The sequence below is a fragment of the Haemophilus parainfluenzae genome (assembly GCF_014931395.1).
Lineage (GTDB): Bacteria > Pseudomonadota > Gammaproteobacteria > Enterobacterales > Pasteurellaceae > Haemophilus_D.
Genome location: NZ_CP063120.1, coordinates 1817357 through 1837604, shown reverse-complemented (window position 1 = coordinate 1837604; position 20248 = coordinate 1817357). Strand labels below are relative to the sequence as shown.

The following is a 20248-nucleotide window of genomic DNA, read 5'->3' as shown; positions in this document are numbered from 1 at the left end:
TATGAGTGAAGTATTAGAACATTTTCAGGATGATTCATTGCCTTCTTATCATCTATCATTAAGAGGAAACAGTATAAACCCTATTGTTGATGCGGCAACACCATTATTGGGAATGGTTATGAGATTGAAGCATATTACTGATCAAGCTATGCCAGAAAATTTATATCAACAAGTTGTAAAGGATATCCAATCTATTGAACAATTATTAAAGGGAAGGAATTATGAGTCAGGAATGATCGTTTCTTTTCGCTATGTATTGTGTACGTTTATTGATGAAGTTGCCTTAAGCCATGGATGGGGAACTAAGAGCACTTGGTTCCAACAATCTCTTTTAACCTATTTTCATAATGAAACTTGGGGGGGAGAAAAAGTTTATATTTTGTTAGATAAATTATTGGCAGAGCCTAAACGTTATATTGATTTATTAGAGTTTATTTATATATGTTTTAGTTTAGGGTTTAGAGGTCGTTATAAGATTGAAACTCAAAACTCCGAAGAGTTTGAACTAATATACAAAAAATTGCACGATGCAATTTTAAACGTGAGAAACTACAATAGTAGTAATATTGTGATTTATCAAGAGCATGACACTAATAAACACTTCTACAAATTGCTCAATAAAAAATCATTAAAGAAAATTTTCTTTATGGGCTTTATTGTTTTGGCATTTATTTATTTTATATATTCATTTGTTTTGGGACGCCAAAGTCAAAGTATTTTAGACCAATTAAATAGCCTATTAGGTTAAGAGTAATATATGATCAGAATTGAATTACCTGTTTTAGTTAGTAAGTTAAATCCAATATCAAAGCAAATTTTAGAGGAGTGTGCAGCTACGTGTATGAATGAGCAGTATGCTGAGATTACGGTACCTAATTTATTGCTTAGCTTTTTATCTTCTCCTCTGAATGATATTCGAATTATATTATCTGAAGCATCAATAGATGTAGATGAGCTGAAAACGTTATTAAAAGAAAATTCAGAACAAACGAGACTATTAGATGTGCAACAAAACTATCCGGTTTTTTCTCCTTTACTTGTTGAATTGCTTCAAGATAGTTGGTTGACTGCTTCAACAGAATTCAATTTAAATACACTAAGAAGTGGTATTATTCTTTATGTTTTATTGGGCTCTGTATATCGATATCTTCCTAATCAGGCTGCAAAAATTTTAATTTCGATTAATCGAGAACTATTAAAACAAGATTTTGTTGCTAAATTAATAAACTCTGCCGAAACAGAAAATACGACTTATAGCAAAGAGTCTAGTCGTGTAGGTACTAAGTCTGATAGTTTGTTAGCTATGTATGCACAAAATGTAACAGAGTTAGCGAGACAGGGAAAAATTGACCCAGTTTTATGTCGAGACAAAGAGATTGATCTAATGATAGATATATTATCTCGTAGACGTAAAAATAATCCAATTGTTGTTGGAGAAGCGGGTGTCGGTAAAAGTGCCTTAATCGAAGGTCTTGCCTTGAGAATTGTATCTGAAAATGTACCTGAAAGTATGTTGAATACCGAATTGATGAATTTGGACCTCGGTGCATTGCAAGCTGGAGCCGCTGTAAAAGGTGAATTTGAAAAACGTTTTAAAGGAATAATGAAAGAGGTTAATGAGTCAATTAAACCAATTATTCTTTTTATTGATGAAGCGCATACTCTTATTGGAGCAGGTAATCAATCAGGTGGATTAGATGTTTCTAACTTATTAAAACCAGCTTTAGCAAGAGGGGAGCTAAAGACTATTGCAGCAACGACATGGAGTGAATATAAAAAATATTTTGAAAAAGATGCAGCACTTTCCAGACGTTTTCAATTGGTTAAACTCGAACCGCCTTCAGTTAATGATGCAATTGTGATTATGAGGGGATTAAGAGCAACTTATGAAGAGGCTCATAAGGTTTTAATTGAAGAGGATGCATTAATTTCTGTGGTTGAGCTGAGCGAGAGATACCTTAGTGGACGTCAATTACCGGATAAAGCTATCGATGTATTAGATACAGCTTGTGCTAGAGTTTCAATTAATTTAACTTCACCTCCTAAGTTAATATCTGAATTGTCAAATAATAGACATAAGATAGAGATGGAGGTAGCTCTACTTGATAGAGAATTATTATTAGGCCTTAGTCAGAATAAAGATCGCTTGTCTGAGCTAAAAAAAGAGCTTAAGAAAATTGATAAGACTGAAACTAAATTAAGAAAAGATTGGCTGAAACAGCAAGAAATTGTTAGACAAATTGTTGAATTACGTCGCTCTTTATTAGAAAAAGCCTCATCTAATTCAGAGATTAATAAAGAGGATAAGAATAATTCATTATCAAGTGAAGAAAATAAACAAATTGCTAAACTTACAAGTTTGAGTAGAGAATTAGAGAGATTACAGAAGACACAAGTTTTAGTTTCTCCTCATGTGACTCAAAAACAAATTGCAACAGTTATTGCTGAGTGGACAGGCGTTCCTCTAGATAAATTATCTCAAAATGAACTTAACGTAATTACAGAATTGCCAAGCTATTTGACGAAGGAAATTAAAGGACAAGAATTAGCAATAAAACATCTTCATAAACATTTGTTGACAGCTAGAGCTGATTTAAGACGTACAGGACGTCCTTTAGGAGCCTTTTTACTTGTCGGGCCCAGCGGTGTGGGTAAGACGGAAACTGTTATTCAAATTGCAGATTTATTATTTGGTGGAAAACAATATTTAACAACAATCAATATGTCTGAATTTCAAGAAAAACATACAGTTTCTCGTTTAATTGGTTCTCCTCCTGGGTATGTAGGATATGGAGAGGGGGGCGTGTTAACAGAGGCAATTAGACGAAAACCATATTCTGTTGTATTACTTGATGAAGTTGAGAAAGCCCATCCTGATGTACTTAATTTATTTTATCAAGCTTTTGATAAAGGTGAACTGGCTGATGGAGAGGGGCGAATAATTGATTGTAAAAACATTGTATTCTTTTTAACATCAAATTTAGGTTATCAAACCATAGTCGATAATGCAGATGTTCCTGAAAAAATAAATGATGAACTTTACCCTGAATTATCAGAGTTCTTTAAACCTGCACTATTAGCGAGAATGGAAGTAATACCTTATCTTCCGTTACCTAGAGAGGTTTTAAAAATCATTATTGATGGTAAGTTAGCAAAACTATCTAATTTATTAGAAAGACGTTTTGAAGCCAAAATTATTATTGATGAGCAAGTTAAGGAAGAAATTCTTAATCGTGCAACAAGAGCTGAGAATGGTGCACGAATATTAGAATCTATTATTGATGGACAAATGTTGCCACCTGTCTCGTTATTGCTATTACAAAAAATGTCACAGAATGAAGAGATTAAAAAAATTCAGTTTATGATTAAAGATAATAAGTTTGTAGCGAAAGTTGGGGAAAATGAATGCGATTTAGCTTAAATATATTATCAATACCTTTATTCTTGACTGCTTTTTCTAATATTTCTTATGCGGATCTAAAAAAACAAGACCAATCAAGTGATATTTTACTTAAAATGGAACAGTGTAGATCTCTGAAATCTGAATTAGAGAGACTTGACTGCTATGATAAAGCTTGGGGAGATAATAGAGTATTTTCTCAAATTAGATCAGTTCAAGGAGGCAAAGCATGGAATAGAGCTATTGAACAAGAAAAAACTCGAACTACAGACTCTTTAAATTTTTTAACAAAAATTACGGAATCGGAAGATAATCCAACCGTAGTGATTACAACACCGTCCTTAGGACATAAGAGTCCTCGTCCAGTATTAATGATTAGTTGTGTTGATAATATTACGCGTTTACAAATAGCAATGCCATCTCCAATTAATGAAAGGGATGTCTATTTAGATGTAATCACCAATAAAACAAGTTTTAAAACTCATTGGTTTTTCCGTGAGAATGGCTTTTTATTAGAAGCAAGTAGAGGACTTGAAGGAATCAGTGAAATTCAGCGTTTATTTAAATCATCAACTCTAAGATTTAATTCTGATGTTCCAGCAATTAATGAATTAGTTTTCAAGATTGAAGATCTTGAAAATGAAATTAAACCACTAAAAACTGCATGTCATTGGTAATTTATGGAAGTATTAATTGATAATCCTTGGAAAGAACAAATTCTTTCTCCTATTCAATCAGAGGTTGATATTGATGAAGATCTAGAATGGCTTGAGCTTGATGGAGACATGGTTAAGTTGGGCTCTCTAGAGCATCAAACTTTAAATATTTCTCACCTTCGACATTTAGCCGCGCGCCTATTATCCACGAAGAGTAAGGATCTTCGTATACTTGCTCATTTTCTAAGAACGTTGCAGCATTCTGGGAAAGTGACTGAGTTACTCATCGGTTTAGTATCATTTGCTGATTATGTGGAACATTACTGGGAAACATCACCGCCATCGCAGAAAATAAGAAAAGAAAGACTAACACAACAAATTCTGAAACGCTTTGAAAATATGGCATCTTACTTTAGCCAAGATTCTTCGCGTTTAGAGAAAGAGCAGGCAAAACAACAGTTTGAGCGTTTAATAGAATATTGGAAAGATAATGCGAAACTTAAGGCGGAACTTGAACAACTTCTACTGCGTTATGCTTTTACAGATAAGCAAGTTCATCAAAATGATACTGTAAGTGGTGCTCCTGAGGTTAAAGAATCAAATTCAGGCAAAAAACCAATAATCGAATCTAAGCATAGTAGTTCTGACTTAGATTTAGGAATGATTTCGAGTGAAAAAGAAGTAAGAAAATCAATCGTTGAACCGGTATCTATTGATGCAAGTAATGATCGAGCTTGGAAAAATACACTGCTTAAAGTAGCTGATTATCTCATTGAAAGGGACTTTTCTAATCCGATTGGTTATCAATTAAGACGTTTTGCTATTTGGAGCCAAATTACAGTTGCACCATTAGCAGAAAATGATCGAACTCAACTGGCTGCAGTTTCTCAAGATAGAGTTAATGATTATAAAGTTTTAATTGAGAAAGCATTGAGTTGTGATGTGTGGAAAGAGATTGAATATAGTTTAACTCTTGCACCGTATTGGATTGAAGGACACTGCTTGTCAGCTAAGGTTGCAGAGAGAATGGAGTGCCCACAGGTGGCAAAAGCAATTAAAGAATCAGTGTTATCGTTTATAGATCGTTTACCTGAATTAAAACAATTAAAATTTAATGATGGAACGCCATTTATTTCTGATGAATGTTCTTCATGGCTGCATGATAAAAATGAAGTTGATCAACTATTAGTGAGTGATATTCAGTTAAATGAGCAGATTGGAGATTATTATCAAAAACAGGGTATTTTAAATACGTTGAAATTTATGAATAATCAATCTTATACAGATCTTCGTTCACAAATATATGCCCAATTATCTAGTATTGAGTTACTAGAAAAAGAAGGTTTACATAATTTAGCTAAACAGCAATATTTTATTTTAGAGCAAGCAATTTCGCCAATAATGGTGAAAGATTGGGAGCCATCACTATTTACTCTTTTGCATGATAAGCAAGAGAAAAATGCTTAATATGGAAGGTATGGATAATGAAATTACCGTTATTTTTTCAAACATTTAGACCATTATTATCAAGATTGAAACTATCAGGTCCAATTTTACTGATTATTTTATGGATTGCTATTCTTGTTTGGATTTGGTGGCAAGGGGCAGATTATTCTATTGATAATTACAAACCATTGGAAACTTTAACTCGTCGTTGGCTTGTAACCGCTGTGATGATTATCATTGCAATTTCTTGGATTGCTTGGCGAATGAGTAAGCGTTTAAATCAACTAGAAAAACGACAACAAGAAGATAAAAAAAATCAACATTCCCCAGTCCAAGAGGATATCGATGCTCAGCGTCGTTATCTAGATCGTTGGGTTGTTCGTTTCAAACGATATTTAGAGGTACCAGAGTACCATTATGCACTACCATGGTATATCTCTTTGGGGGCTGATGAGAGCGGTAATACTAGTTTGTTAACAAAGGGAGCTGATTTTGTTGAGCTTTATGAGACTGATGAAGAGTCAACTTCCCAAGTTGAGTTTTCTATTTTTACTAATGGAGATGCGGTTATTATTTCTCCAAACAGCAATCTTATTTCTCAAGTGTTGGAAGTCGAACATAAACCTAAGTTGTATTCAAAACTGTGGAATAATTTGCTTGATTGGATCGTTGAGCAACGCAAAAGACAACCCCTTAACGGGATCATTTTGGCTGTAGATTTTTATGAGTTATTAACTTCTAGCAAAGAAAAAAGAGATGCATATGTAGAAACGCTACAACAGCGTCTTCAAGATATTTTTAATAAAGTAAATAGTGAGTTACCTATATATGTTGTGATGACTAAGCTAGATAGATTATCTGGCTTCCAAGTTATGTATGACAAATTAACAAAAGAGCAAAGAGAAGCAATTTTAGGTACAACATTCTCAGGGAAAGGAGAACATTGGCAAGATGAATTATCTACATTTTGGGATAATTGGTGTCAACAAATGAATAGTGCTATGCCTGATATGCTTTTAAGTATCCAATCAGAGCAAAGAGGTAATGTTTTTAGCTTTATTCGTCAGGTTAATGGTGCTTATGAAGATGTGTCTAAATTATTAACAAATTTATTGGCAACGATAGGTAAATCAAGCTATTTCCCTAAAGGGATATATTTTACATCAGCCTTACAAAGTGGACGTATTGATGATTTATTTGTTCAGTCATCGTCAGAGCAATTTAATCTTGGACAACAGACTTATTCAACGTGGTCAAATAAAGTTTCTTATTCTTATTTTTGTAAAGAACTATTTGAAAATGTGCTGTTTAGTTATCCGAATATTGCTTCAGAAAGTAGAGCTTGGAAAGTTTCATATGAAAAAACATTTAAAGTTTCACTAATCTTAGGTGGGCTTGCTGCTATAGGGATATTATTTGGCTGGCAGTATTATTACAAACAAAATCACGACGCAGGGGTTGCTGTATTAGAGCAAATAAAAGCATTTAAAAATGTACCCATTTCGACTGAAAAGGACTACTTTGGAGATAAGCAATTGCCGCTATTAAATCCTGTACGTGATGCTGTCTTGAAATATGGTGATTATAAAGATAATTCTACTATATTTACTGATATGGGCTTATATCAGGGAAATAAAATGGGACCTTATATTTCTTCTACTTATTGGAAGTTATTGCAGTTCCGCTTTTTACCTGCAATTATGAATGGATTACAACGTGAATTAGATAATGCACCAGAAAATAGTAATGAAAAACTAGAAATCTTACGTGTTATGAGAATGCTTGATGATAAGAGTGGTCGTTCTGATCAAGTCGTTGAGGATTTTATGCGTAAATATTGGAGCAATGTATTTAGAGGTCAGAGTCAGCTCCAAGCAAATTTACTTTCTCATTTAGATTACGCACTAAAGAATACCGATTGGTATGCAGGACGTAAGCAGGGCAATCAAGAAATGATAGAAGCCTTTAAACCTTATGACTTATCAATTCGTAATGCCCAGAAAGAATTGAGTAATCTTTCTATTTATGAGCGTGTGTATCAAAATTTAAAAAGTAATGCGAAAAGCGTCTATCCTACAGATTTAGATTATCGTGAAGAAATTGGTTCAGGTTATGATGATTTATTTAGCGCAATTGATACTGAATTATTGAGAATTCCTCGTTTCTTTACAACGGAAGGCTTGACTAATTATTTTGTAAAACGAGATTCTCAATTAATTAAATTAACTGCCATTGATAGTTGGGTATTAAATTTATCATCTAATATTGAGTATAGTGATGCTGATCGCCAGGAAATTTCTAATAGGGTATCAGAGCAATACGTCAATGAGTATATTGCAACATGGAATAATGCTTTAGATAACTTAGATATTAAACGGTTTGAGGATATTCCACAGGCAGTTAAAGCAATTGAACGAATAACAGGAAGCTCGCAAAGTATGAAGAGAGCGATTGCTACGGTAAATACTAATACTTCTCCTGCATCAGCTCCAAACGGGGTTGAAGGCAAAGCATTAGAATCATTGTTAGCTTCACCAGAGTTTGTGTTAAGAAATCAAATATCAAATAACTTTGTTAATGAGAAAAATATTTTAACTCAAGATGATGGAAGAGACAGTATATTACAAAATGTATACCCTTCTTTATCTAATTTACATCGCTATCTGCTTGCAATACAGAACTCTCCAGAAAAAGGAAAAGCTGCACTGAGAGCTGTGCAAATGAGATTTGATCAACAATCAACAGATCCGATTATTGAATTACAGCAGTTAGCCAAAACGGTTCCTGAGCCGTTAGGTCGTTGGTTAGAACAGATTGCGGATAATGCATGGAAAGCAGTGTTAAAATCTGCAGTTATTGCTTTAGAAGTTGAATGGAATAATAAAGTTGTGAAACCATATAAAGCGACGATTGAAGGGCGTTATCCATTTGCTCCATCTGCATCACAAGAAGTAGCAATTAGTGATTTTGATCGATTCTTTGCTCCAGATGGAATTATAGATGGATTCTATAATAAATATTTAAGTGCTTTCATTGATAATGACATCATGGATGATTCAGAGGAAGGTAAATCATTCTTAAGAGAAGATGTAATAGAGCAATTTGAGTTAGCTCAACGAATTAGAGATACTTTCTTTAGCAGTGAAAATGGATTAGGAGCGCAATATATTGTTGAGCCAGTTAGTTTAGCTGCCAATAAGAGACGAAGTGTACTTAATTTAGATGGACAAATCATTGATTTTACACATGGTAATAAAAAACGAGTAAATGTGGTTTGGCCTAACTCTATGAATGTTGCAGTGGAAAGTAAACTAACGTTGGTTCCAAATAAAGTGAATACATCACCGCGTAGTATTTCTTTCCGTGGTCCTTGGGCTCAAATTAAATTATTCAATTCGGGTAAAATTATCAGTAATAAAGATGGTGCATTTGATATTCGATATGATGTAGATGGTGGCTATGCAACCTATCGAGTCTATGTCGATTCATCGGATAACCCATTCTCATCGGATATGTTCCGTAGATTTAAGTTACAAGAAACATTGTACTAATAAATCGTAAAAATATGAATAATTATAAGATGGCCAAACGGCCATCTTATTACTATAAAATACGGGATAAACAATGACTAAATCAATACTAGATAAAACCTTAACAAGTGCGGCCGATTTGAGTCAGCAAGTCAGTTCGTTGGGGGAGCTAACTGGAGCCAATAAGGTTGTTCAAAAAACGGAAAAAATACAAAAAAGGCTTTCTCAAATTGAGAAAGCCAAATCTTTAGGTGAAGCTGGCTTAAAAAAAATACAAACATTAAAAACCAGTGCGCATCAACAAGCCATATCATCTCCCGGAATTGTTGAGTCAGACAAAGGATTGTCATCGTCTTCAGCATCTAGTTTAGCTACATCCTTACCAAGTAGTCTTGGAGGAGGACTTGATGCAATATCCTCCTTCCTAAACAAAAGCCCAAGCGGTTTACAATTTACCTTACAAGCAGGCAATTTACCACCCAATACCTTCAAAGTTGTCAGTTTTGAATATCGAGAAGCTTACAGTACTCCATTTGAAATCAACTTATTATTAAGTAGCCCACAAAGTGCGGTTAATTTTAGTGATGTTTTAGATAACCAAGCAACATTAAGCATTTGGCGTAATGGTGAGTTATTACGTAGTGTAAGTGGGATGGTATCTTCTTTTGAACAGGGAGATAGCGGTTTTAGACAAACCTTCTACCGAATGGAAATCAATCCAGAGTTATGGCGTTTAGGCTTAAGACGTAACTCACGAATCTTCCAAAATGAGTCGCCTATTGATATTTTACAAAGCTTACTCACTGAAAATGGGGTGACGCAATATCGTTTTGATTTAAGACACGAACATCCCCCACGAGAGTTTTGTGTTCAATACCGAGAAACCGATTTAGCATTCTTACAACGTTTAAGTGCAGAAGAAGGGTTAACTTATTATTTTGAACAAGATGGTGGTCAAACCAAACTGATATTCAGTGATGATGCCCAAACCTTAAATAATGGTAATGCGGTATCTCTTCCTTATAACCTCAATAAAAAAGCACAATTACAAGAAACGGTGGTGACGGCATTTAACCGAAGTGAACGAGTGCGTCCGTCGGAAGTGAAGTTAAAAGACTATACCTTTAAAAACCCAAGTTGGACGGCGGAGTTTAATAAGGAAGCGGGAGATGCGAATAATCAACGTAGTGGTTATGAGCATTATGACTATCCAGGTCGTTTTAAAGACGAAAACCAAGGTAAAGCTTTTACCCAATATCGTTTGGAAAGTTTAAGAACGGATGCACACCAAGGTTGGGGAAAGAGTAATAGTGCTCAACTGAGTGTAGGTGGCTTATTACAGCTTACTAACCACCCAAATGCGAGTTTAAATACCTTATGGCAAATTAGCCGAATTGTATATCGTGGAAGCCAACCGCAGGCTTTAGAGCAAGAAGGTGGCGATAAAGCGACGACACTAGAAAATGAATTTGAGTTTATCCCAAGACATCAAAGTTGGCGTCCAATGCAATTGACGAAGCCTAGAGTGGAGGGACCACAGATTGCGATAGTGGTCGGTCCAAAAGATGAAGAGATTTACTGTGATAAATTTGGTCGAATTAAACTGCAATTTTTATGGGATAGAGAAGGCCAATACAATGACCACAGTTCTTGCTGGATACGAGTGACTCAACCTTGGGCAGGTAAGAACTGGGGGATGATAGCTATTCCTCGTGTAGGTCAAGAAATCGTTGTAGACTTTTTAGAAGGCGACCCAGACCAACCGATAGTGACAGGTCGAACTTACCATGCAACGAATATGCCACCTGATGCATTACCAGCTGCGAAGACACAAATGAACCTGATGTCTCAGACTTATAAAGGCGGTGGTTATAATGGTTTGATGATGGACGATGCAACGAACAATCAACGTCTTGATTTGCATGCTCAAAAGAACATGAATACGAAGGTGTTGAATGACCAGACTGCTTCGGTGGGGAATAACCGTACTTTAGATGTGACGGGGAATGACTCTACGACAATTGGTAAAAATCGAACTCTTAATGTCAAAGAGACTGAATCAACTACTGTAGGTAAAGGACGTTCAGTTACTATCTCTAAAGGTAACGATGTAAAAGGTGTGAATTCAGGAGACTTAATTGAAACTGTAAGTGGCACACGCTATGCAGATGCTAATGTAGTGGCATTTGATGCAAAAACACAATTATCGTTACAAGTTGGAAAGGATACTTCAATTACCATGGTAGATGGTGCTATTACATTTATGGCAGGCAGTAGCAAAATTATCATGACGAAAGAACAGATAGTTGTTATGTCAAATGATAATATTTTGATGGAGTCTGCTTATATTGGATTGAATGATGGAATATCAGTAGATGGTAGCGATAGTGATAAAGATAAATCGGATCAGGATACTGCTAAGCAAGAGTCAGAAAGTGAAGTTTCTTCGGTAAGTGGTGAGGCAAGTCTAGTTTCTCAGCACGCTTCAGGGGTAATGGCTGCTGACGCAAAGTTAGTGACTGCGCAAGGTAGCGCATCGCTTGATATGAAAAATGAAAGTGCAAAGGCTAAGGGTAGTATGGCATTAACGGATTTACAAATGACTCATCCAAATGGGAGTATTAATAGTAAAGTTGGTGCTGTATCTGCAGAAGGTTCATTTGATCAGTCTTCAATTAGATTAAAAGCAGAGGCAGTTGCAGCCTCTCTTGAAGGGGAGTATAAAGGGGATATAGGAAAAATAAAAGGATCCGCTAAAACTTTTAGCGCTGATGCGGAGTTTATTTCTGCAGCATATCTGGGGGAAAATGGTAAATATGGTTATGAATTTAAAGCAAGTGCACAGGCTGCCGCTATAGCGGGCGAGGTTTCTGGGTGTTTAGGAACAGAGGATTCTGTAATGATGGTATGCGGTAAACTTGGAACCGAGTTTGGAGTTTCACCAGGATCAGTCGCTAGTAAAGTAATCATCGATAGTAATAAGGAAACCGCAGGTTTGGGTGGTAATATAAAACTTCCAACTGGATTATTAAGTGCCGAAGGTGAGGTGCAATTTAACGCGAAAGCATTTAAGGATTTATTTTAATTTTTATATTGTATATGTTTTTTGTTAAAGGAGTTATTTATGATTGATTCACCTAAAAAATTACTTCCTATTGGAAGTGTGATTCGAATGAGGGGAGCTGATTCAGATCATAAAATTCTTATCATTAATAGAGTTGTTTTAGGGAAATGGAACGGAGAGAATGGGTATTTTGAATACTGTGGTTGTCCTCATATTGTAGGAGCTGTAGATGGACAAAAGTTTTATTTTAATTCAGAACAGATTGAAGAAATCTGTTTTCAGGGTTATGTTGATAATGATGAAGTAGAATACCAACTACGTTATCAAGCTTTTGTTGAAAATAATGTTCTAAAAAAATTAGATTTTAAGGAAAGTAAATGAATGTTTTACCATTAGGAAGCATAGTTTTATTAAATAAAGATTATGATAAAAAGGAAACAAAATTAATGATAGTAGTTAGGAATCCGGTTCTAATTAGGGAAAATATAACTGGTTATACTGATTATGCAGCCTGTGTCTACCCTGTTGGTGTAGAGGGAGATTCTTTATATTATTTTAACCATGAACATATTAAAGAAATTTTATTTACTGGATATATTGATGAATTAGAAGAGAAATATCAAAAAATGTATTCGGAAAATCAAGGTAAATATAAATATCCAAGGCTAACCTTCTAAAGATTAATAGATTATATAGCCGTATTATAATATTTCTTGCAAAAAATTATATTCAGAGGTGATACTGTGAAGAGAATGCAAGGATGTATGTGGATTGGTGAATACAAATACGAACTTAAAGAATTGCTGAGAAAAGTACCTGAAAATAATTGGAATTGGTATATTTACGAGTTTAGTGCTGTGGGGACAGCCCCTAATAACTTAGATATGTCATCGTTTGAGGAAATGGTGTTATCTTTAGATAATGGTTATTTAATTTCATGGCGTGATTTACAAGAATTAGCTGATTCATTAGATGATGTTGATAGGTTTTTAGCTGTTGCATCTCCAGGGGTTAATTCATATAAGAGGATTATAGAGAATGATTTTATTGACTTTTTTTGTCAAATTGATCTCTTTGATAGTTCTAGCTGGGAAATTATAATCAACGACTAAGCTATTAAATGTATAGGAATAGTTTAATAAAATGAAGTGCGGTCATAAATTTGGGATCTTTTAAAAAAAACACTTTGAGCAAACAGACCGCACTTTTATCATTTCCAATACTATTATAAATGATATTGATATAAGGGATAAAAACAGAGTTATATTGAAATTTGTAATGCAGATGTATAGTTGTTTTTAATTCGGCACTAGTGGTAAATATTCCTATGAATTTGATGTAAGAGTGTAAACTCTGTACTTTTATTAGGCTACCTTAAGTTGTTTTTTGTAAGATTTGATAAGATAAAAACTGCTCTAAAGCTTAATCTGAAATGGAAATATAGTGATATTGGATGTAGATAGGAGAAAAGAGGGATGGGATTATTTTAATGTTTTTTTTCGTATTAGGTTTTGTTTTAATCATTTTTATTACTTTGCTTTATAAGAAGAAACTAATTATTAGTGTATTGCTTGTTCTTTTGTTTATGGCAATTCATTTGCTCCTAAACTCACCATCTTTCAAAAGTAATTATAAGTATGCTTATGAATTAGGTTTTTTGTTATCTGTTCTATTTATACATACTTTTCAAATGCTATTTTATCCCCTAATGGTTAAATTTGCTTCTTTGGGTGTTAGTAAGAGTGTAAGCGTATATGTGGAGTATGTTACAAAAGGATTTGTCTATTTGGGGACTACTGGTAGTATTTTTATATTATACATGATTTTTGTAAAAGGACTTATTATCTATAATTAATAGCGCTAGGTTATTTTGTAGCAGAATGACTTATATCATTGTTTAGATTTTTATACTTCCATCAAAGTTAGTGTCAAAACCATCAGTATATTTATCTAAACTTAGTTCAAGTTTATTTTGGATTTCTCTAATCCAAAAAACAAAATTGAAGAAAATATGAATGTTTTCAATGTTCACCTCAAATATACCGTTGTCTTGATGCGAAATCTGTAATTGTTCTAATATAGAAATAAACTTATCTATGTTAGATCTTATGTCATCTATATCGGCTTTTCTAAGTTCATTAATAAAATAAATTTCATCATTTATATTAATGATTGTAGGATAGTCTATTAACTTTTTATGCAGTAACTCTATCAACATATATTTTTTAGTCATGAGGTTGTAACCTGGCTAGTGTATTCATCATACCAAAATCAACCGCACTTTTACCTTCCTAAATTTAAACATCAAAATAAATTCTTGATTTACCATTGACTTTTTTACCTGTAGCCCTTACTTTACGAAGTGATGTTTCATCAAATTTATTCTTTGTAAAATAAGGAGCTTTTATGCAATCTCGCATTGTGGTTAATTCACAGGAAGAATCACTACTTAGCACACATAAAGTGCTACGTAATACCTATTTCTTATTGGGATTAACGATGGCATTTTCGGCAGTTGTTGCTTATATCTCTATGAGCTTAAACTTGCCTTATCCAAATCTTATCGTGTTACTTGTAGGTTTTTACGGTTTACTTTTTGTCACAAACCGTTTAGCAAATAGTGCGTGGGGGATCTTAGCTGCATTCGCGTTCACTGGGTTTATGGGCTATACTATTGGGCCAATTTTAAATATGTATGTGGCGAGAGGAATGGAAGATTTAATTATGCTTGCTTTCGCAGGTACTGCTATCGTCTTCTTTGCATGTTCAGCTTACGTGCTGACAACAAAGAAAGACATGTCTTTCCTTTCTACCGCGATTTTCTCATTATTTATCGTGTTATTGTTAGGGATTGTGGCAAGCTTCTTCTTCCAAATTCCAGCACTAGCGGTAGGGATCAGTGCATTGTTTGTGGTGTTCTCAACAATGACAATCCTTTATGAAACCAGCAATATTATTCACGGTGGCGAAACAAACTACATTCGTGCAACAGTGAGTATTTATGTGTCAATTTACAACTTATTCATCAGCTTATTAAGATTACTTTCTATCTTCTCAAGCGATGATTAGTCAGTATTAAATTTAAAGACGCTCCTGATTAGGGGCGTTTTTTGTTTTGAACTAATTTTTTTAAGATAAGTCTTAGCATACAGGTTCGCTTGTCGAGCCTATTAATAACAAAACAGGAGTTTTTATGAAATCTTTAAAATCACTTTTAACATTAACATCACTTGCATTAGCGGTATCAGGTTCTGCATTAGCAACGAATACATCTGTATTACCAACAAAAGAATCAGTCGTAACTAATTCAAAATCAATGGTTGAAAGTACAAAAGCTGACGTGAAAAATGCGGCAAATGATAAGCTTAAATCAATGACTGATAGTGCGAGTTCAACGAAATCAAATGCATTAGATAAAGTAACTGAAGCTAAAGAAAAAGCAACATCTGCGAAAGATGCAATGAAAGATAAAGCGACTTCTGCAAAAGATGCGGTAAAAGAGAAAGCATCTGCTTTAAAAGAAAAAGCGACTGAGAATAATCAACCGTCAATTAAAGACAAAGCCACTGAAAAATTCAATTCAGTGAAAGATAATGCGAAAGAAAAAGCATCTGAAGCAAAAACAAAAGCCGCAGATAAAGTAAAAGAAGTGAAAGAAAAAGCGACTTCAACAAAAGAGTCAGCAAAAGAGAAAGTGTCTTCTTCTGCAAAAGTAAACATCAATAAAGCGGATGCAGAAACATTACAAAAACTTTCTGGTATCGGTGAGAAAAAAGCACAAGCGATTATTGATTACCGTAACAAAGTGGGCAAAATCAAAAGTGCTGCCGAGCTTTCTAATATTGATGGTATCGGTGAAGCTACAATTGAAAAAATTACGCCATTCTTAAGTTTCTAAGAAAACTCAGATAAAATAGACCGCACTTTATGTGCGGTTTTTTTGTTGAAGTAGATCACAAAATTGTAACAAAGTGTGATTTGAGGATTATTTCTTTTTTTATCCTATGTATAATGGGTGGACAACATCATGTAATACAAGGGGTAGATATGCAGCATTACAATGCCTTTGATGAATGGTTGGCTTCAACCGCTTTGGGTGGTTCTAATCAATCGTATATTGAGGAGTTATACGAACGTTATTTAGAAGATCCATCTTCAGTTGATGAAAGCTGGCGTGCCACGTTTGATGCATTGCCGAAAACAACCGCAGTGGAGCAACCACATTCACCAGTCCGTGATTATTTCCGTCGTTTAGCAAGAGAAAATACAACAGAAGCTGTGACGGTTATCGATCCAGAAGCCAGTGCTAAATTAGTCAAAGTCCTCCAATTTATCAATGCTTATCGCTTCCGCGGTCATTTAGAAGCGAAACTTGACCCAATCAATTATTATCGTTGGAAAGTTTCCAGCGTACCTGAGTTGGATTACCGTTATCACGGTTTTACCGAGCAGGATCTCAATGAAACCTTCAATATTAATCACTACGTTTATCATCGCGATAACATCAAATTAGGTGATTTAGCTAAAATGCTGAAAGAGACCTATTGTGGTTCAATTGGTCTTGAGTTTATGCATGTTCAAGATATGGAGCAGAAAAGTTGGCTACAAAGCAAATTAGAAAGCCAATTAAATAAACCGCTCTTTACTAAAGAAGAAAAAATTAATTTATTAAGTGAATTGACCGCTGCGGATGGGTTAGAACGCTATCTTGGTGCGAAATTCCCGGGTGCAAAACGTTTCTCTTTAGAGGGAAGTGATGCCTTTATTCCATTGATGAAAGAAATTATTCGTCATGCGAGCAAACAAGGTGTACAAGATGTCATGTTTGGTATGGCACACCGTGGCCGTTTAAATATGTTAGTGAATGTGCTTGGTAAGAAACCCGAAGATCTTTTCGATGAGTTTGCGGGTAAACATTCAGGCGAACGTACAGGTGACGTGAAATACCACCAAGGTTTCTCTTCTGACTTCGCGGTAGATGATCGTCGTGTGCATTTAACCCTGGCATTTAACCCGTCACACTTAGAAATTGTCAGCCCAGTAGTGATTGGTGCGGTACGTTCTCGTCAAACCAAAAAGAATGATACAGAACGTAATCAAGTATTAGCAGTAACTGTTCATGGGGATTCAGCGGTAGCGGGACAAGGTGTTGTACAAGAAACCTTGAATATGTCTAATGCACGTGGTTATACCGTTGGTGGCACAATCCGCATTGTGATCAATAACCAAATCGGTTTTACTACCTCTAACCCAAATGATACCCGTTCAACAGAATACTGTACGGACATCGCGAAAATGATTCAGGCACCGATTATTCATGTAAACGGTGATGATCCTGAAGCGGTCGCTTTTGCGGCGAGAATGGCGGTGGAATATCGCAATTTATTCAAACGCGATATTTTCATTGATCTGATTTCTTATCGTCGTCATGGTCATAATGAGGCTGATGAGCCATTAGCCACTCAACCAATGATGTATAGCATCATCAAAAAACATCCAACGCCACGCAAAGTCTATGCTGATCGTTTAATTGCTGAAGGGGTGATTACCGAAGAAGAAGCTATCGAGATGATGAATCTTTATCGTGATGCCTTAGATAATGGCAATCGCGTAGTGAAAGAATGGCGAGAAATGGATATCGCCCAAATGGACTGGTTGCAATATCTCAACTATGACTGGACATCTCCTTACGAAAGCAAATTCCCACAAGAACGTTTCCAAACTTTAGCGGAGCGTGTTAGTGAATATCCAGAAACCTTGCGTGCACATCCTCGTGTCGAAAAAATCTATGCTGATCGCCGTGAAATGGCAAAAGGCGAGAAATTGTTCGATTGGGGTATGGCGGAAACTATGGCATACGCAACCTTATTAGATGAAGGTGCTAATGTTCGTTTATCAGGTGAAGATGCAGGACGTGGTACGTTCTTCCACCGCCATGCAGTTGTGCATAACCAAAATGACGGGACAGGCTATGTGCCATTAACACATTTACACGCTAACCAAGGTCGTTTTGAGGTGTGGGATTCTGTATTATCCGAAGAAGCCGTATTGGCTTTTGAATATGGTTATGCCACAACAGATCCAAAAACATTAACCATTTGGGAAGCACAGTTTGGTGACTTCGCAAACGGCGCACAAATCGTAATTGACCAATTTATTAGTTCTGGAGAACAAAAATGGGGCAGAATGTGCGGTTTGGTGATGTTATTACCACATGGTTATGAAGGCCAAGGTCCAGAGCACTCATCTGCTCGTTTAGAGCGTTATTTACAACTTTGTGCTGAACAGAATATGCAAGTGTGTATTCCATCTACACCCGCACAGGTTTATCACATGTTACGCCGCCAAGCGATCCGTAAAATGCGTCGTCCATTAATTGGTATTTCACCAAAATCTTTATTACGTCATCCACTTGCCGTCTCAAGTATGGATGAATTAGTAAATGGCACATTCCAAACTGTCATTGGTGAAATTGATGATATCGATCCAAAACAAGTTAAACGCGTGGTTCTATGCTCAGGTAAAGTGTATTACGATCTCTTAGAAAAACGCCGTGCGAATAACCAAATAGATGTGGCGATTATTCGTATTGAACAGCTTTATCCATATCCACATGAAGATGTGAAGAAAGCGTTAGAGCCTTATGCTCATGTGACGGATTATGTATGGTGTCAAGAAGAGCCATTAAACCAAGGTGCTTGGTATTGCAGTAAACATAACTTTGACAGCTCGCTTCCTGAGCATGTGAAGTTAAAATATGCCGGTCGTCCAGCCTCAGCTTCACCAGCAGTAGGTTATATGTCTTTACACACCAAACAGCAAAAACAATTGGTAGAAGATGCACTGACACTGTAAAAGTGCGGTCGAAATTTTGTAATTTTTAAAGAAAGAATAATTTAAAGGAAAATAAAATGACAATCGAAATTCTTGTTCCAGATTTACCGGAATCCGTTGCGGATGCAACTGTTGCAACATGGCATAAAAAAGTCGGTGAGACGGTAAAACGTGACGAAGTTTTAGTGGAAATCGAAACAGATAAAGTGGTACTTGAAGTGCCAGCATTAAGTGATGGCGTAGTGGCTGAAATTCTTCAAGAAGAAGGCGCAACCGTAGTAAGTAAACAGCTTTTAGGTAAACTTTCTACTCAACAAGCGGGCGATATTTCATCAGAGACAGTGAAAGGCAATGAGCCAACACCAGCAGATCGTCAAAAAGCAGCGATTGAAAATAGCCACAATAATTCAGCGGATCAAGGCCCTGCTATTCGTCGTTTATTAGCTGAACATGATTTAGATGCAGAGAAAATTCAAGGTTCTGGTGTGGGTGGCCGTATTACTCGTGAAGATGTTGCACGTGAAGTAGCAAAACGAGATGCTCAAAAAGCGAAACAAGATGTAGCGACAGAGCAAAATACGATTAGCACTGTGGCATATAGCTCTCGTTCAGAAAAACGTGTACCGATGACTCGTTTACGTAAACGTATTGCAGAACGTTTATTAGAAGCTAAAAATACCACCGCAATGCTCACGACATTCAATGAAGTGGATATGCAGCCGATTATGAAATTACGTAAAACATACGGTGAAAAATTTGAAAAACAACATGGTGTCCGTTTAGGCTTTATGTCTTTCTACATTAAAGCAGTCGTTGAAGCATTAAAACGTTATCCCGAAGTGAATGCTTCAATTGATGGTGATGACATTGTGTATCACAATTATTTTGATATTAGCATTGCCGTTTCAACCCCACGTGGTTTAGTGACACCAGTATTACGCAACTGCGACAAACTCAGCATGGCAGATATTGAGAAACAAATTAAATCTCTAGCAGAAAAAGGCCGTGATGGTAAATTAACGGTTGAAGATTTAACAGGCGGTAACTTCACTATTACTAATGGTGGCGTATTTGGTTCTTTAATGTCTACACCAATTATCAATCCACCGCAAAGTGCAATTTTAGGCATGCATGCCATCAAAGAGCGCCCGGTTGCGGTAGATGGCCAAGTTGTGATTCGTCCGATGATGTATTTGGCATTATCTTATGACCACCGCTTAATTGATGGTCGTGAATCAGTGGGCTTCTTAGTGGCGATTAAAGACTTATTAGAAGATCCAACTCGTTTATTATTAGAAATCTAAGCACATAGGCTTTT

Annotated in this window: 14 protein-coding genes; 13 read left to right on the top strand and 1 reads right to left on the bottom strand. The window is 35.6% G+C overall.

Annotation, left to right across the window (positions count from 1 at the left end; translation table 11 throughout):
- Position 1: 1 nt before the first annotated feature.
- The 9 genes from icmH to INP94_RS09160 all read left to right on the top strand — a co-directional run bounded on the left by icmH (position 2) and on the right by INP94_RS09160 (position 13208).
- Positions 2–748, top strand: a complete 747-nt coding sequence (icmH, locus tag INP94_RS09200; RefSeq protein ID WP_197543423.1) for a type IVB secretion system protein IcmH/DotU — start codon at positions 2–4, stop codon at positions 746–748.
- 9 nt (positions 749–757) lie between these two features.
- Positions 758–3421 carry a type VI secretion system ATPase TssH gene (gene tssH / locus INP94_RS09195; protein WP_197543422.1) on the top strand — a complete coding sequence of 888 codons (2664 nt, stop codon included), beginning with the start codon at positions 758–760 and terminating at the stop codon, positions 3419–3421.
- Entirely contained in the window at positions 3406–4077 is a 672-nt protein-coding gene (vasI, locus tag INP94_RS09190; protein ID WP_197543421.1) for a type VI secretion system-associated protein VasI, read from the top strand. The genes tssH and vasI overlap by 16 nt, the downstream gene beginning before the upstream one ends.
- Before the next feature lie 3 nt (positions 4078–4080).
- Positions 4081–5523 carry a type VI secretion system protein TssA gene (gene tssA / locus INP94_RS09185; RefSeq protein ID WP_197543420.1) on the top strand — a complete coding sequence of 481 codons (1443 nt, stop codon included), beginning with the start codon at positions 4081–4083 and terminating at the stop codon, positions 5521–5523.
- Positions 5524–5540: 17 nt separating this feature from the next.
- Positions 5541–9053 carry a type VI secretion system membrane subunit TssM gene (gene tssM, locus INP94_RS09180; RefSeq protein WP_197543419.1) on the top strand — a complete coding sequence of 1171 codons (3513 nt, stop codon included), beginning with the start codon at positions 5541–5543 and terminating at the stop codon, positions 9051–9053.
- A gap of 73 nt (positions 9054–9126) precedes the next feature.
- The gene (locus INP94_RS09175) at positions 9127–12117 is read left to right on the top strand and encodes a type VI secretion system Vgr family protein (RefSeq protein WP_197543418.1); all 2991 of its coding nucleotides are present in this window, start codon (positions 9127–9129) and stop codon (positions 12115–12117) included.
- Between the two features lie 39 nt (positions 12118–12156).
- Complete coding sequence (locus tag INP94_RS09170) at positions 12157–12477, top strand: DUF4176 domain-containing protein (RefSeq protein WP_197543417.1); 321 nt, start codon at positions 12157–12159, stop codon at positions 12475–12477.
- A complete protein-coding gene (locus INP94_RS09165) occupies positions 12474–12773 on the top strand; it encodes a DUF4176 domain-containing protein (RefSeq protein WP_197543416.1) in 300 nt (99 codons plus the stop codon). The genes INP94_RS09170 and INP94_RS09165 overlap by 4 nt, the downstream gene beginning before the upstream one ends.
- Before the next feature lie 66 nt (positions 12774–12839).
- A complete protein-coding gene (locus INP94_RS09160) occupies positions 12840–13208 on the top strand; it encodes a hypothetical protein (RefSeq protein WP_197543415.1) in 369 nt (122 codons plus the stop codon).
- A gap of 785 nt (positions 13209–13993) precedes the next feature.
- Here the strand turns inward: INP94_RS09160 and INP94_RS09155 are convergent.
- Positions 13994–14329, bottom strand: coding sequence for a hypothetical protein (locus INP94_RS09155; protein ID WP_197543414.1), 336 nt, complete (start codon positions 14327–14329; stop codon positions 13994–13996).
- Positions 14330–14502: 173 nt separating this feature from the next.
- Between INP94_RS09155 and INP94_RS09150 the strand changes: the two genes are divergently transcribed.
- From INP94_RS09150 to odhB, 4 genes are all read left to right on the top strand, one after another.
- Positions 14503–15165 (top strand): Bax inhibitor-1/YccA family protein, encoded by a 663-nt coding sequence (locus INP94_RS09150; RefSeq protein WP_005699490.1) that lies wholly within the window; start codon positions 14503–14505, stop codon positions 15163–15165.
- A 124-nt stretch (positions 15166–15289) separates the two neighbouring features.
- Positions 15290–15994, top strand: a complete 705-nt coding sequence (locus INP94_RS09145; RefSeq protein ID WP_197543413.1) for a ComEA family DNA-binding protein — start codon at positions 15290–15292, stop codon at positions 15992–15994.
- Between the two features lie 149 nt (positions 15995–16143).
- Positions 16144–18951 (top strand): 2-oxoglutarate dehydrogenase E1 component, encoded by a 2808-nt coding sequence (gene sucA / locus INP94_RS09140; protein WP_197544295.1) that lies wholly within the window; start codon positions 16144–16146, stop codon positions 18949–18951.
- 56 nt (positions 18952–19007) lie between these two features.
- The gene (odhB, locus tag INP94_RS09135) at positions 19008–20234 is read left to right on the top strand and encodes a 2-oxoglutarate dehydrogenase complex dihydrolipoyllysine-residue succinyltransferase (protein WP_197543412.1); all 1227 of its coding nucleotides are present in this window, start codon (positions 19008–19010) and stop codon (positions 20232–20234) included.
- Positions 20235–20248 lie beyond the last annotated feature (14 nt).